Below are 14404 nucleotides of genomic sequence, written 5' to 3' on the forward strand. Positions count from 1 at the left end.
TAAGATGCGGCGGCTTTTCTATAAAGGAGGGAGATTTTATGCCTTTGCCCTTTTCCCGCCCATGGTCATGAACAGGAAGAAAATGGCGAGGACGCAGGAGGTGAGGAGGCTGATGAAGCCGCCCGTCCATCCGAAGTGATCGACGACGAATCCCATATAGACGCCGGCGAACGCAGAGCCGACGATGTAGCCCATGAGCCCGGTGAGCCCTGTGGCGCCGCCGGTTGCGACGCGCGGCACCATGTCGGCAGCCTGCAGGCCGATCATCATGACGGGACCGTAGATGAGGAAGCCGATGGCGATGAGGGCGAGGTTGTCGACGAGGATATTGCCGGGCGGGTTGAACCAGTAGACGAGGATGGCGACGATGACGAGCGCCATGAAGATCATGGTCGCGGGCGCGCGCCGTCCGCGGAAGACGCGGTCGCTGAGGTAGCCGCTCACGAGCATTCCGGGGATGCCCGCCCATTCATAGAGGAAGTACGCCCAGCGCGAGCTCTCCTTGCTGAATCCTTTGATGGCAGCGAGGTAGGTCGGCGCCCAGTCGACGACGCCGTAGCGGATGAAGTAGACGAAGATGTTCGCGATGGCAAGATACCAGAGGAGTTTGTTCTTGAGGACGTACTTCATGAGCACTTCCTTTGCCGTCATTTGCTTCTCCATGACGGCGCCGTGCTCTTTCGGGTAGTCGTTCTTGTACTCCTCGATGGGCGGCAGTCCGCAGGACTGGGGCGTGTCGCGCAGGAGGAAAAAGGTGAGGATCGCGAGCGCGATGGAGATCATCGCGGGGAAGAAAAAGATGCTGTTCCACGTGCCAAAGATGGCGATGCCGATGGTCGCGAGCGGCGCGATGAGCCCGCCGCCGAGGTTGTGCGAGACGTTCCACCATGACCACCACGCGCCGCGCTCGGTCTGGGAGAACCATGTGACCATGGTCTTTGCATACGGGGGATAGCCCATGCCTTGGAACCATCCGTTCATAAAGCTCAGCGCGCACATGATGGGGATGCTGGTCATGACGCCCGGCACGACGCCGAACGCGAGGGTGACGAGCGCGCTGAGGAGAAGTCCGACGGTCGCAAAATACTTCGGATTCGACCGGTCGGAGATGTTCCCCATGACGAATTTGCTGACGCCGTACGCGACGGAGAGCATGGTGAGGACAATGCCGAGATCCGCCTTCGAGTAGCCGTAGTCCTGTATCATGTACGGGATCGCGAGGCTGAAATTCTTGCGGATGAGGTAAAATGTCGCATAGCCGATGAATGTGCCGAGGAACACCTGCCGGCGGATCGATTTGTACCGCTCGTCGACGAGGTGCGCGGGCAGCCGCTCGATATGCGGTGCGGGGGAAAAGATGGACATGCCGCTTCATCTCCTTTGTGTGTTTTTCATCTGTAATTAGTATACAGAATGAAAAATCGGGAGACCATCGGCAAAGTTCTTCTTTTTCATCAGATTTTCAGAGAAAAATTCCGCCCCCGCATCAGGAAAATTCTGATGGGACTATACGCCCGGTGTCTGTAAAAGTCCGTGGCGGATGGCGAGCGCGACGAGGTCGCTGCGGCGGCTGCATCCGAGTTTTTCGTAGATGTGCGTCTTGTGCGTGTCGACGGTCTTGCCGCTCAGGTGGAGCTGCTCTGCGGTCTCGGTGACTGTGTAGCCGCGGATGAGGCGGTCGAACACCTCTTTCTCGCGCTCGGTGAGCCGTGCGCGCGGGTCTTCCTCGGCGTCCCCGGGGCGGCTGAACATGGCAGCGAGGAGCGACTGTTGTGCGTTCGGGCTGAGGTAGCGGCGTCCCTCGGCGAGGGCGTGCAGGGCGTCGAAGAGTTCGTCGTCCGCCGAGGTCTTTGGGAGATAGCCCATCGCGCCCGACTGCATCGCCTTGTAGATGTATTCCTCGTCCTCGTGCATACTGGGGACGAGGATCTTCACGGCGGGATACTGCGCGCCGATGGCGCGGATGGCGGCAAGCCCGCCCATGCCGGGCATGGAGATGTCGAGGATCACGAGGTCGACGGGCGTCTCCGCGAGCAGCGTCAGCGCTTCCTCTGCGCTGCCCGCCTCGGCGGTGACGCGGTAGTCGCGCGCGTTCTTCAGCAGGAGCTTGATCCCCGCGCGGATCAAGAGGTGATCGTCGATGATCATCAGGTTCATCATGTGCGCGCCCCCTTTGTGCGAAATTCGATGCGGTAGACGGTCGCCCAGTCGGGCGGCTCGCTGCCGATCTCCATGCGTCCCGCGAGCAGGCGGACGCGTTCCTCGATGCCGTAGATGCCCATGTGGTTCTCGCGGCGTGCGGCACGCATCCGCTCGCCCGTGATGCCGACGCCGTTGTCCTTGACCCACAGGGTGATGCGCTCCCCGACGTCCAGGCGGACGAGTGCGCGCGTCGCGCCTGCGTGGCGGATGATGTTCGTGAGACATTCCTGCACGATGCGGTAGACGGCAAGGCTCTCGACGTCGCTGAGCGTGCCCTCGATGCGACAGGAGAGTGTGATCTCGGGCGCATCGCCGCCGCGGTAGTCGTGGACGAGCTTTTCCAGCGCCGCCTCGATGCCGAGCTCGTCGAGCGCGGGCGGGCGCAGCTCCACGGCGAGACGGCGGAGTTTCGTCAGGGTATCGGCGGTCTCGTCGCGAATGGCGAGGAGCGCCTTTTGCATATTTTCATCCGCGGTCTCGTTGGCGAGCGCGCGCAGAGAGAAGAGGAGCGCGGTCAGCGTCTGCCCGGTCTCGTCGTGCAGCTCCATCGCGATGCGCTTGCGTTCCTCCTCCTGCGCGGTGATGATGTGGCGGATCAGGCGGGTGCGCTCGCGGGCGCCTTCTTTCAGGTGCTCCTCCATGCGGTTCATGGCGTTCGCGAGACGTCCGATCTCGTCCGACGAGGAGAGCGCAATGCTGCGCGGGGAGAAATGCCCCTTTGAGATGTGCTCGGCGCGCTCCATGAGGTGAAAGAGCGGGCGCGTGAGGATTTCGGACAGGCGGAAAATGAGCAGCATCGCGAGCAGCAGGATACCGAGCGTGATGCCGCTGAGCTTGAACAGATTCGTTTTCAAGAGACCCGCGAGCGCGTCCTCACTCACGCCGACGCGCACCGTGCCGAACGCGCCGCCCTCGATGGGCGCACTGACGTCGCGGATGCGCCCGCGGTCGGTGCGAATCTCCATGACGTCGGGTTCTTCGCCCGCCGCCGGGTGCAGTTCGCGCAGGTGAAGCGGCATTCCCTTCGAGAACGTATGCGCCATGACGCGCCCCTGCTCGTCGAGGAGGAAGATGTACGCGACGAAATCGTTGTTGCGCTTCGTCGTGTGAATGAGTTCTTCGAGGGCAAAGAGATTGCCCGTTTGGATCGCCTCGCTGCTCAGCTCCGCCACCTCGACCGCGACGCTCGTGCCGCGCCGCTCAAGCGATGCGCGCATGACGTCTGAGATCGTCGACCAAAAGAGCAACCCCGTCAGGAGTGCAAAGAGGAGCACGATTGCCATCATGACGGCGGTCAGTTTCCCCGCAATGCGGAGTTTTGCAAACCAGCGCATCAGATCCCCTCTTCCGGTGAAAACTGCGGGTAAAGCTCGGGCTGCGGCGGGACGAAGCGGTCGATGAGCAGATGCTGCATCGCTTCTTTTGCCTCGGCATCCTCATTCAGATGGAGCAAAATCTCCTGTACCGCGTCCGCATCCCTCAGATCGCGGCGCGCGACGACGGGGCCCATCCCGCTGCCGGGCAGCGCCTCAAGCAGGCGGATCTTATCGAGGATCGCAGGCGCATTCACGCGGTAATAGTCATAGGTGAGACTCGCGATGACGCCGCCGTCCACAAGCCCGTCCGCGACGGCGCGCAGCGAATCGTCGTGACTGTAGGTAAAGTAGTACGAGCCGAAGAAATGCTCGGGATCTTCGCCCATTGTGCGCAGGCGCGCCCGCAGCTCGATGTAGCCGGAGTAACTGAGGGGATCGACATAGACGAACCGCCGCCCGCGCAGATCGCTCAGCGCCTGTGCGGGAGAGGTGCGCGGAACGATAATGTACGAAAAATAGCGGTTCGCCCCGTCCCGTTCCGGCATCGCGAGCAGGCGGACATCCTCCTTTTTCCCGTAGACCATGTACGCCCCGCTCGACAGGAACGCAACGTCGGCGTCGCCGCGCGCGAGGAGCTGATTGATCTCCGCGTAGCTGCGGCGGTGCAGCAGGAGCACCGGGCGCCCGAGGAGCCGCCCGATGCTGCGCACCATCGCGTGCTGATATTCGTCCGTCGTTTGATGGTTCAGCACCGAGATCATCGCGATCCGCAGCGGCTGCTCGCGCAGCTCGATCTTATACCCCGGGATCGCCTCCACCCGGTCAAAATAGACCTGTATCCGCTCCTCCGAGAGCGTGTGAACGAGGACGGCGGCGAGTACCGCCAGCACTGCCCCGACGAAGATATATTGCCGTACTCGCATCGCGTCCCCTCCTTTGGCTTTTCCCTTGCCTTTACTTCTTGCGCGCCTTCCCGGTCAGCGTCTCGATGTGCAGGCAGAGCGCCGCCGTCCGGTGCAGATTCGCGGCGATGTAGCGACGCCCCGCCCGCATATAGTCCGCGCTGTATTTCACGAGGAGATGTTCGAGCGCGGCTGTCTTTGCCGCCTCCTCCGTGATCTCCTCCATGCGCCCCGCCGCGATCACCGACCAATAAATCGTCGCGAACTGATCCGGCAGCACCTGCGTATCCGTCACAGCGGTAAAGACCGCGCGGCTGTCATGCGCCATGCAGTCCATCTTCGCGCCGCCCTCCGTCGTCTCATGGAAATAGATCGTGTCCCCGACCGCCGCATAGCTCATCGGCACGGCATACGGCGCGCCGTCCGCCGTCACGAGCGAGAGCACACCGTACTCTGCCCGCCGCAGCACCTCGCGCGCCTCCGCCTCCGTCATCTCCCTGTCTTTTCGTCTCATTTTCGATTCCCTCTCATCGTGCAGAAAAACAGCCCGCCGCGGCGGCAGGCTATAGAACCAATCACCATTCAACGTTGCAGAAATACGGCATATTTAAGTCGGTAAGCCGCAAGCTGGGCATCTCCGGGGATCACTCCGGCGCCTCACCTTCCTTTTCAGGAATGAAATAGTATCCAAATCTCACTCCACAGCATGTCCTCTCTCGATTTTATTTTACTGGATTGTTGCTATTCTTGCAAGAATCAGCACAATAAAACCTCCCGCTGCAGCTCTTTCTATTTTACAGCAAGAGGTTTTTCATGGTCAATTATTTAGAGCACCGTCCAATAGAGTCCTTTCAGAACTATTGGATTGTAATCGCGACGCCGTGCGGTTTCTCCGGATTCATTGCTTCCGGCAGTTCATCAATCGTAACGTTGAGATCCGTATCAGCCGCAACCTTTGCTTCAAAAACCGATCCCTCAGGAAACGATACATTTGCCCCCCTCATGAGTGCACCTCCGAGAATACTGACCACAGCGACGACAGCAACAGCACCGCCATCGTTGTGTCTCTTCCGCTCAGCAGTGTATTCAAGCGGAATCTCCACGCCATTGACAGCCTTTACGCTATCCACAGTGAACTCTAGTTTTCCCGCACGGCCAAACATACCGGATCTCGTGACGCGTGTGACTTTCGCAAACACCTTCGCCCCGGCCGGTACAACAACCACGCCATTGACGATTAAATTCTCTGCTAACTTCAAGGGAACCATATCCCCTTTGCGAGCTCTTTTGGATGTCAGTTCACTGGTCAAAATAACGGATAAAACGGTATCCTTTGGAATATATGCGTGGTCTTTAGGGATTTTAGAAATGACAGGCTTGCCCCCATCCAAAGACGGCTTAAACGGCTCCCATGTACCTGTCTCATGAGTACGCTGCACAGGCTCAGCAGCAAAGGCAGGCACAGCAGTGGACAGAGTTGCGGCACATAGTCCAAGTGCCATTGTTTTCTTAAATTTTCTCATCACGGTATCCTTTCCTGAACAAAACATCCAAAATATTGATTCAAATATATTATAATATTATTTTCACTTTAGGTCAAGACGTTCTATATACAAAATCATCTGCCTACTTGATACACTCTATCCCTGCCTTATCTCTTCCATAGCTCCCTATAAAATGCCGCCTTGCCCCGGAGGACGTCGCCGCCGCGCGTGCCGTCCGCCGACCACGGCGCGAACGCAGGGCTCTCGGGCGTGCCGAGATACTCGAGATCCCAACGCTCGCAGGTCGAGTGCGGTCCATAGGGCGCATGCGCGTACACGCCGTCCTCATTATCCGCCGCCTCGCCGTGCGTCATGATGCGTTCCTTATCGATCGTCAGCCACAGCCCCGCGGCAAGCGCGGCAATCGTCTGTGCCGCCGCCTCGATCTGCGCGCCCGTCGGCGGCTCATCCCCGAGATGCGAGGTCGTTGCCCCATAGGCGCAGAGGAGCGCGATGCTCACGCTCCCGCTGTTGCGCATGTAGGTCGCGGCGCGCAGTGCATCGAGCGCACCGTCCCCCACGACATAGACGCCGCCGTCCACATCAATCTGCACATGATAGTCCGCAAAGAACTGCCCATAATGCCCCGCCGTCCAGTGCAGGTACAGCTTCGTCTCGCGATTATATCGTGCCGCCGCATCACGAAGCGCGACGCAGTATGCCGCGCCAAGCGACAGGAGATCACGTAGCGTCACGCGCATCATCTCCGCGCGAGATACTACGCCGCTCATCGTTGCATCTCCTGGTTGTTAATGCCCTGCGGCACTTGAATCATCCGTCCTGAATGCGGTGCAGATACGTCGCGCGCCCGGTCGTCTTTCTCGCACACAGTGTGCCGCACATCTGCCCCCGCATCATCTGAGAACACGGTATTTTTGTGCCGCATCTCCTGCGACACGCATTCCTCCCGCCCGGCAACCGTCCGCCCGAGAAACCCGATCAGCCCCGCGGCGATATTGCTCGTCAGCTCCGCGCTCCCGTAGAACACTGACAGAATCGCAAGCGCGACCAGCCCCGTCCCCACCATCCAATCCACACGCGGCAATTTTTCATGCATATAGTTCGCTCCTTTCCTCTAATAGCTCAGCGGCATGTACTACCTATGTACCTGCATGAAGCGAAGAAAAAAAGAGGCGCACACAAAAAGAAGCTGTAACGAAAACGTGTTTTTACACAATCTCGTTACAGCTCTTTTTTGAACGCGTGAAAAATTGCCCTTGCAGAGCCGCATCACATGTACCGCGCCCTCCGCAACGAGAGACGCGCGTTGATACAACAGCTCCGAGGCATAAAAATCGTGAACGGTATTCGCCTGTGCAACAGCCTATGGACGGACGACACAGCAGCCAATGCAGGGTTTCAATACCGCAAGCGGTATTCGCCCGTGCAACCACTCTTTGATTTCGATGAGGCGAACATCTCGTAGTTTCAATACCGCAAGCGGTACATATCCTCGCAAATGCTACGCAATATACCGCCCTCGTAGGGGCACGGCGTGCCGTGCCCTTGATCGATATACGGCGGCATAGCAAAGCGAACAACACCTAACAACTAGCGTCTCTACGCCGATACATACCAACATAGAACGACAGAAACCGCTATCAAGGATTCCACGACGCCCGCCGTCTCCATGCATCGCACAAAACGATAGGCGCGCATGGATCGCACGTGGGCACGGCACGCCGTGCCCCTACAGCGCGCGCGTAAATCAATGGTTTTCACCGGGCGCAAAACCGCAAGCGGTATTCGCCTGTGCAACCAGACGAAGAATTCGGGCTGAACGGAAAGTTCATGTTTCAATACCGCAAGCGGTATTCGCCTGTGCAACGAAAATAGGAGGACGGCGGCGTGAAGCATAAGGAGTTTCAATACCGCAAGCGGTATTCGCCTGTGCAACCCCGGGAGCTTGAGGACACCGTTGGTAATATTTAGTTTCAATACCGCAAGCGGTATTCGCCTGTGCAACAATAAAAGGAGCGACTCAGGAATCCGGGAGGATTGTTTCAATACCGCAAGCGGTATTCGCCTGTGCAACATGAACAGGTCTTCAAGGCGGGGCAAATCCTGGGGTTTCAATACCGCAAGCGGTATTCGCCTGTGCAACCATGGTTTTCTTTCGGCCATTGAACCAACATCGTGCAGGTTTCAATACCGCAAGCGGTATTCGCCTGTGCAACGCAGTTTTGGGTCGACACGATGCGGGACTTTGTGGTTTCAATACCGCAAGCGGTATTCGCCTGTGCAACAGCATACCCGCTGAAGCCGCGCGGGTGCTAGCGTAAATCGGTACATTTTGAAAACCTCGACGGTGGAATGCGGCTCTCCGGTCTCGGCGGAGGTTTTCGCCCGATGTGTGTATTATAGCGATTTTTTCCCTTTTTGGCAATGGCTTTCTGCTGTTTTGAGAGGTGATTTGGGCAAATATGAGGCATTCTATACGTCCTTTTCCCATGGTTTGGCGAAACGAGGGAAAACCTCGACGGTAGAATGCAGGTCGCAGGGTTCGCAGGAGGTTTTCTATGTGGGTGCCAATTCTGAAAATTAGAGGTTTTATCGAACACATCGAGTGTTTCATTAATAATATGTTTATGTTTTTTAATAGGAAAGACGGTTACATGAATGTAACCGTCCGAGATATTTTTATGATGTTGTGTGAGGGATGAAATAAGTGACGCGGAAGTTTCGATGCATAGCTAGGAGATGAGGAGAACGCGAGGAAGGCGTAGTTTAAGACCTACGTCGACGAAGCGAAAGGCGTCACGACGACGTGAGAAGCGAAAATCCCGCGTCACATTACCGCAATCTGAGTGAAGCAGAAGTTTGGATGCAGAGCAGGGAATGAGAGAAACACAAGCGCCGGCGTAGTTAAAGCCCTACGTCAAGCGCAGTGTTTTTCGATATGACACAGCTATGCGCCAAAATCCTGCTTCACGCGGAGTCCCTGGGGGCGATCCTTCCCTTCAATCAGCATCTCCTTCGTCAATGTCCTCAGATAATTCATGACGAGGCGCACGTCGTCGAGGGTTTGGCGTCCTTTTTTGACGACGAGTCCGCTGTTGATGAAGATGGGGTCGAGCAGGGGGATCTGTACGAAGTCGTCGGAGGGGAGGACGGACGGGCGCGCGAGGATGGTGGAGGCGATGCCGCTGCGCACGAGATTTTTGACGGTGTGGAGATAGGGCGAGTAGTGAATGACGTTTGGTTTTTCGCCGATGTGTCCGAAGGCGTCCTGCACGAGCCGGTCGATGAAGAAGCTGCTGTCGAGCATGACGAGGGGTTCATCGCACAGTTCGCGGATGCTGACGGTGTGGCGTTTTGCGAGGGGATGTTCAAAGCGCGTGACGAAGGTGCATTCGCAGTCAAAGAGTTTGGAATAGTTCAGGCGCGCGCTGAAGTCGACGGTGTAGTTGGTGAGGGCGAAGTCGAGTTTTTCTTCTTCGACCATCTGAAGGGCGCTGACGCCGCCGGTTTCGATGATTTCAAGTTCGATTTCGGGGTGTGCTTCGTGAAATTCGCCGAGCAGGTAGGGTAAAAAGACGACGCCGAGCTGGAGGGGCATGGCAATGCGAACTTTTGCGTGGCGGTGCGCCATGTCGCGGATCTCGTCGTCGAGGCGAGTGACTTCGCCGAGGATGAATGAGATTTTGCTGAGGAGCTTTGCGCCGTCGCTCGTGACGGTGATTTTGCGCCCTTCGCGGTGAAAGAGGTTGAGCCCGGTCTCGGTCTCGATCGCCTGCATAGCAACGGTGACGGTCGGCTGTGAAACGTGCAGCTGCTCCGCCGCCTTGGTGATGTTTTGCCATTGACAAACTTCATAAAAATACCGCATTTGTACAAGCGTCATAGGGTCATCTCCTTCCGCCGCCTACGGGCGTCTCCAACCGTCCTATTTGATTAGTTTACTATATATATAAATATTCAAATATGATAAATATCACAAAAACGATAGTTTTCATCGATAGTCTAACACTATTTTTGATAAAAAAGGGGTATTTTTCTTTTTTTCGTGTTCGTGCTATGTTAAGCGTAGTTCAAACGCGCCCGTGTGCGGCGCTTTACGATATGTATGCGAAAGGGGAATTTACGATGGCGGTATATTTTGCAGATGCGGTGGAGCGTTTTGTTGAGGATATGCTGGAGGCGAATGCGGATAATCTGAAGGCGTTCGAGACGAAGCCGGGTGTGTATTCGAATGTCGATCCAGAGACGCATCACGAGGTCGAGATTCCCGATGTGCATCTGTCGAAGTAATTTGTGCGGTAAGGGCGGTCAGCGATGATCGCTCTTTTTTGTTGGTTTTTTGGGAGAATGTTGAGGGAACTCTATAGCGCGGCTCAAGATAGGATGATAAGAACGTCTTATAGTGCGGCTCAGGGTATCTTTCTCGCTGCTTCGCAAACGACGCGGCAGTGACGTGTCGTTATCTAGCGCATTCCGCCGCACAGTCCTTCGGACTGCAAAGCGGCGGTCTGACATATCCTCATCTCGCGGACAAATCGAGCCGCGCCGCCCCTGCGGGGTAAATGCTTCGCAGCTTCGATAAGATACCCGTTCGCCGCACGTCCCTGTTCCGTTCTATACGCGTGGATCGTATCGCCGCCCCTGCGCAGATAGGCGATCCACGGCGGCGTCACGTACCGCCAACGCTATGCGCCAAAATCCCGCATCCCGCCCTATGATATGCCGTAACCTGAGTGACGCGGAAGTTTGGATGCAGAGCAAGGAACGAGAAAAATACAAGCGCCGGCGTAGTTAAGAGCTACGTCAAGCGCAGTATTTTTCGCAGTGACACAGCTATGCGCCAAAATCCCGCGTCACCTTTAGCAAATTCTAGGGACGAGTTCCCCCGCCGGCATATCCACAACTCTCACTCCTCCGAGCGGGGTGCGTATGCCGACGGCGCCGGGGGCGTCGGCGGTAGTCTCGCCGATGACGACCGCCTCTTTGCCGTACGCATTCTCATGCATGACGGCGAGGACGCGCGCGGTATCCTCGGGCGGAACGAAGGCGAGGAGTTTGCCTTCGTTGGCAAGTGTGAGGGGATCGAAGCCGAGCAGTTCGCAAACGCCCTCTACTTCGGGGCGCACGGGGATCGCTTCCTCATCGAGGAGGATGCCGACGCCCGCGGCATTTGCGATCTCGTTGAGTGATGCCGCCGCGCCGCCACGCGTGGGGTCGCGCAGGACGGCGATGCGGGGCGCAGTTTTCAGCATTGCTTCGACCATAGAAGAAAGCGGTGCGCAGTCGCTCGTGATGCCGGGCGGGAGGGTCAGATTATGCCGCGCCGCCATGACGGTCGCGGCGTGGTCGCCGAGCGTTCCCGACACAATGATGTCCATGCCGGGGCGCACGTTCGTCGGGGCAATGTCCGCGCCCTCGATGAGCCGCCCGACGCCCGCGGTGTTGATGTAGATGCCGTCGCCCGCCCCGCGCGGGACGACCTTGGTATCGCCCGTGACGATGAGAACGCCCGCTTCCTCTGCCGCCGTTCGGATGTCCGCGACGACGCGGCGCAGGGTCTCTATGGGCAGGCCCTCTTCGAGGATGAGGGCGAGCGAGAGGTATTTCGGGCGCGCGCCCGTCATGGCGAGGTCGTTCACGGTGCCGCAGACGGCGAGCCGTCCGATGCTGCCGCCGGGAAAAAAATGCGGCTGGACGACGTATGAATCGGTGGTAAACGCGATTTTCCCCTCTGCCGGCAGAACCACGCCGTCATGCAGGCCGTTCAGCAAGGTATTGCCGAGCGCGGGGAGAATGACCTCCTCTGTCAGGGCGCGCGACAGTCTCCCTCCCGCGCCGTGCGCAAGTGTGATCATTTCATGCTCCATAGCGAAACCTCCCCGCACCGTATTTGTACCACGCGGCGCACGTTCCTTCGACGGACACCATGCAGGGTCCGACGGCGTGCTCCGGGACGCAGCTCCGTCCAAAAAGTCCGCAGTCCTTCGGCACGATTTTCCCGCGCAAGACCTCGCCGCAGCGGCATCCGCGCCGTCCGTCGGGGACGTCGATCGCGCCGAGGGGGCGCACGGCGGCAAAGTCATAGGCGGCGTATTCTGCGCGCATTCTGAGCCCCGATGCGGGGATCACGCCAAGCCCGCGCCATGCGGTCTCCGCGGGTTCGTAGACGCGATCCACCGCCGTCTGCGCGGTGGGATTTCCCTCAGGGCGCACGACGCTCCCGTAGGCGTTCTCGACGCGCGCTTCGCCCACCGCCAGTTGGCGCACGAGCATATGAAGGGCGCGCAGGATCTCGTCGGGGCGAAATCCGCCGACGACGCCGGGGACGTGATAATCCTCCGCGAGGAAGTCAAAGAGGCGCGTTCCTGTGACGACGGCGACATGCCCGGGCAGGAGGAATCCGTCGACCTGCGCGGTGGGGTCGTCGAGGAGGGCGCGCATGACGGGCGGGACGAGTTTTTGCGCGGAGAGCAGGAAGAAATTCGTGAGCCCTTGCCTCTGCGCCGCGAGGACTGCCGCCGCTTCGGTCGGGGCGGTCGTTTCGAAGCCGACCGCGAGGAATACGATTTTTTTCTCAGGATGCGCCGCCGCAACCACGAGTGCATCGAGCGGCGAGTAGACGACGCGGACGTCCGCGCCCGCCGCCTGCGCCGCGGCGAGGCTCGATGTACTCCCGGGGACTTTCAGCATGTCGCCGAACGTCGTGATGATGACGTCCTCCTGCCCCGCGTACGCGATCGCGGCGTCGATGTAGGCGTCGTGCGTGACGCAGACGGGACAGCCGGGACCCGAGACGAGCTCGATTTCCTCGGGGAGAATCTGCCGAAGTCCTGCGCGGAAAATCGCGACGGTGTGGGTGCCGCAGACCTCCATGATGCGGATGCGGCGTCCAAGGGGGGTGAGCAGGCGGTGTATTTCGCCGGTGACCTCCGCCGTGAGCGCGCGCATGTCGTTTGCCGTCCGCATCAGTGCGTCCTCAAGGCGTCGACCGTGCGCGGCGCGCCCTGCATCTCTGCGCGCAGGGCTTCCATCGCGCGCACCTCTTCCTCGTCTACGATCTGCATCGCAAAGCCCGCGTGGACGAGCACATAGTCGCCCACCGCCGCTTCGGGCAGGAGCATCAGGCTCGCCGCGCGGCGCACGCCCTGCACCTCCACCGAGGCGAGTTGGTCGTCGATTGAGATGACGCGGGCGGGTACTGCCAAACACATATTTATCCTTCTTTCTATCGATGACGCGGGATTTTCGCATCATTTAGGTTATGGTAAATCGGCGGGATTTTCGCGTTGCGTTGTTTGTTATTGTACGGCGGTAAGTTACGCCGCCGTGGATCGCTCGAGGGCGCAGCGGCGCGGCGCCCCTACGGGGGCGGTATAGATGCCGGGTTTGCCTATTTATCGGTTGGCGCGCGTAGATTGATAGGATTTGTAACGTGCCGCCGAGGCGTCCGCCGCAGCGATTTTTAAGCCCCGCTTTTTTCGCAAGGCGGATGCCTCGGCGGTGATACAAGCCCCGCGCGTAGATTGCGCCGCGATATTCCCTTTCCCACATATTTGTCGACGAAACGTTATGATTTTATAAACATTATGGTATTCCGGTCGATATTATAAACAGCAGGATTGATTGAACCATGGAGGTACGATCATGAGAATTCAAGGCACATCCTCTTTTCCGGGGAGCGAGACACATTCTATCATACACGGAGCGCAGGCGCGCCGCAAGACGCCCGAGACCGTCCTTTCCCGCGCCGCCGAAGTATTCGTCAGCAAGCGCGGGGCGCAGCTCCAAAAGGGCGATACGGACATGGACGCACTTTTGACCCCCGCGGAGCTTGCGCTTGCCGCCGATCAAAAGGAAATCGACGACAAGAGGGAAAAGAAGTCGCAGGCGGCGGATATCGAAGCGCGCATCCGCACGGACGTGACCCTGTCCGACGAGGATAAGAGCGTCCTGCAAAAGCAGGCGGACAAGCTAAAGAAAGAGGGCATGACCGACGAGGACAGGCTCGCGCAGCTCTATCGAGAGCGCGATGTTTGGGAAAAGCGTTCTATGAGCGATACCGCCGCGCCCGATGAGAAAATCGCCGCCGGCAGTATGATCGTGCACTACGACGGCAGGATCGATAATCTTAGGCGCACGATGCAGGAAAAAGAAACGCACAAGATGCACCTGCGCACCCAAGCGGTACAGGAGCGTGCCGATCTCGAAGCCGCCGCGCAAAAGGAACAGGAGAAGATCGACGACGCCGTGAACGGGGCGAGCGGCGACGACGCGTCTGCGCTCGAGACGCTGCTGCGATACGAAGCACAGCGCAAAGCCGCGAAGGATAAGGGCACGGCGAGCGAGGATCCCGCACCTGCGGGGCAGAGTCAAACGTCAAGTACATAGTGTGTCGTAAATGACGGGGAACATCGCCGTGAGGTGATGTTTCCTTTTTTATGCCCCGGCAGTGATATAAGGTTGGCGCGCATAAACGTCG

The 14404-nt window shown here is 58.6% G+C and carries 15 protein-coding genes and 1 CRISPR repeat array; of the genes, 3 read left to right on the plus strand and 12 right to left on the minus strand.

Annotated features, from left to right (window positions below):
* Positions 1 to 36: 36 nt before the first annotated feature.
* The 8 genes from glpT to HMPREF9162_RS11540 all read right to left on the minus strand — a co-directional run bounded on the left by glpT (position 37) and on the right by HMPREF9162_RS11540 (position 7021).
* Entirely contained in the window at positions 37 to 1365 is a 1329-nt protein-coding gene (gene glpT / locus HMPREF9162_RS11505) for a glycerol-3-phosphate transporter (RefSeq protein WP_009350782.1), read from the minus strand.
* A 141-nt stretch (positions 1366 to 1506) separates the two neighbouring features.
* Positions 1507 to 2160 (minus strand): response regulator transcription factor, encoded by a 654-nt coding sequence (locus tag HMPREF9162_RS11510; protein ID WP_009439301.1) that lies wholly within the window; start codon positions 2158 to 2160, stop codon positions 1507 to 1509.
* Entirely contained in the window at positions 2157 to 3536 is a 1380-nt protein-coding gene (locus tag HMPREF9162_RS11515) for a histidine kinase (protein WP_009439452.1), read from the minus strand. The genes HMPREF9162_RS11510 and HMPREF9162_RS11515 overlap by 4 nt, the downstream gene beginning before the upstream one ends.
* Positions 3536 to 4441, minus strand: a complete 906-nt coding sequence (locus HMPREF9162_RS11520) for a PhnD/SsuA/transferrin family substrate-binding protein (protein WP_009439504.1) — start codon at positions 4439 to 4441, stop codon at positions 3536 to 3538. Before HMPREF9162_RS11520 ends, HMPREF9162_RS11515 begins: the two co-directional genes overlap by 1 nt.
* 31 nt (positions 4442 to 4472) lie before the next feature.
* Positions 4473 to 4934, minus strand: coding sequence for a pyridoxamine 5'-phosphate oxidase family protein (locus HMPREF9162_RS11525; protein ID WP_009439310.1), 462 nt, complete (start codon positions 4932 to 4934; stop codon positions 4473 to 4475).
* A 343-nt stretch (positions 4935 to 5277) separates the two neighbouring features.
* Positions 5278 to 5970, minus strand: coding sequence for a hypothetical protein (locus tag HMPREF9162_RS11530; protein WP_071530719.1), 693 nt, complete (start codon positions 5968 to 5970; stop codon positions 5278 to 5280).
* Between the two features lie 101 nt (positions 5971 to 6071).
* Positions 6072 to 6695, minus strand: a complete 624-nt coding sequence (locus HMPREF9162_RS11535) for an N-acetylmuramoyl-L-alanine amidase (RefSeq protein WP_009439517.1) — start codon at positions 6693 to 6695, stop codon at positions 6072 to 6074.
* Complete coding sequence (locus tag HMPREF9162_RS11540) at positions 6692 to 7021, minus strand: hypothetical protein (protein WP_009439461.1); 330 nt, start codon at positions 7019 to 7021, stop codon at positions 6692 to 6694. The genes HMPREF9162_RS11535 and HMPREF9162_RS11540 overlap by 4 nt, the downstream gene beginning before the upstream one ends.
* A 240-nt stretch (positions 7022 to 7261) precedes the next feature.
* Here HMPREF9162_RS11540 and HMPREF9162_RS12895 point away from each other — a divergent pair, with 240 nt between their 5' ends.
* The gene (locus tag HMPREF9162_RS12895; protein ID WP_009439538.1) at positions 7262 to 7390 is read left to right on the plus strand and encodes a hypothetical protein; all 129 of its coding nucleotides are present in this window, start codon (positions 7262 to 7264) and stop codon (positions 7388 to 7390) included.
* Between the two features lie 298 nt (positions 7391 to 7688).
* A CRISPR array of direct repeats spans positions 7689 to 8210; the repeat unit is 35 nt; unit sequence GTTTCAATACCGCAAGCGGTATTCGCCTGTGCAAC.
* 662 nt (positions 8211 to 8872) lie between these two features.
* Here HMPREF9162_RS12895 and HMPREF9162_RS11550 read toward each other — a convergent pair.
* A complete protein-coding gene (locus tag HMPREF9162_RS11550; RefSeq protein WP_009439385.1) occupies positions 8873 to 9808 on the minus strand; it encodes a LysR family transcriptional regulator in 936 nt (311 codons plus the stop codon).
* Between the two features lie 242 nt (positions 9809 to 10050).
* Between HMPREF9162_RS11550 and HMPREF9162_RS12450 the strand changes: the two genes are divergently transcribed.
* Positions 10051 to 10215: a hypothetical protein gene (locus HMPREF9162_RS12450; protein ID WP_037350684.1), complete on the plus strand. Its 165-nt coding sequence runs from the start codon at positions 10051 to 10053 to the stop codon at positions 10213 to 10215.
* 569 nt (positions 10216 to 10784) lie between these two features.
* Here the strand turns inward: HMPREF9162_RS12450 and hypE are convergent.
* The 3 genes from hypE to HMPREF9162_RS11570 are packed head-to-tail and all read right to left on the minus strand — an operon-like array spanning position 10785 to position 13136.
* Complete coding sequence (gene hypE / locus HMPREF9162_RS11560; protein ID WP_009439421.1) at positions 10785 to 11792, minus strand: hydrogenase expression/formation protein HypE; 1008 nt, start codon at positions 11790 to 11792, stop codon at positions 10785 to 10787.
* A complete protein-coding gene (hypD, locus tag HMPREF9162_RS11565; RefSeq protein WP_009439396.1) occupies positions 11782 to 12891 on the minus strand; it encodes a hydrogenase formation protein HypD in 1110 nt (369 codons plus the stop codon). The genes hypE and hypD overlap by 11 nt, the downstream gene beginning before the upstream one ends.
* Positions 12891 to 13136 (minus strand): HypC/HybG/HupF family hydrogenase formation chaperone, encoded by a 246-nt coding sequence (locus tag HMPREF9162_RS11570; protein WP_009350794.1) that lies wholly within the window; start codon positions 13134 to 13136, stop codon positions 12891 to 12893. Before HMPREF9162_RS11570 ends, hypD begins: the two co-directional genes overlap by 1 nt.
* Positions 13137 to 13569: 433 nt before the next feature.
* Here HMPREF9162_RS11570 and HMPREF9162_RS11575 point away from each other — a divergent pair, with 433 nt between their 5' ends.
* A complete protein-coding gene (locus HMPREF9162_RS11575; RefSeq protein WP_009439345.1) occupies positions 13570 to 14313 on the plus strand; it encodes a hypothetical protein in 744 nt (247 codons plus the stop codon).
* The last annotated feature ends 91 nt before the right edge of the window (positions 14314 to 14404 follow it).

It is taken from the genome of Selenomonas sp. oral taxon 137 str. F0430, assembly GCF_000183625.1.
In the GTDB taxonomy this organism is placed as follows: domain Bacteria; phylum Bacillota; class Negativicutes; order Selenomonadales; family Selenomonadaceae; genus Centipeda; species Centipeda artemidis.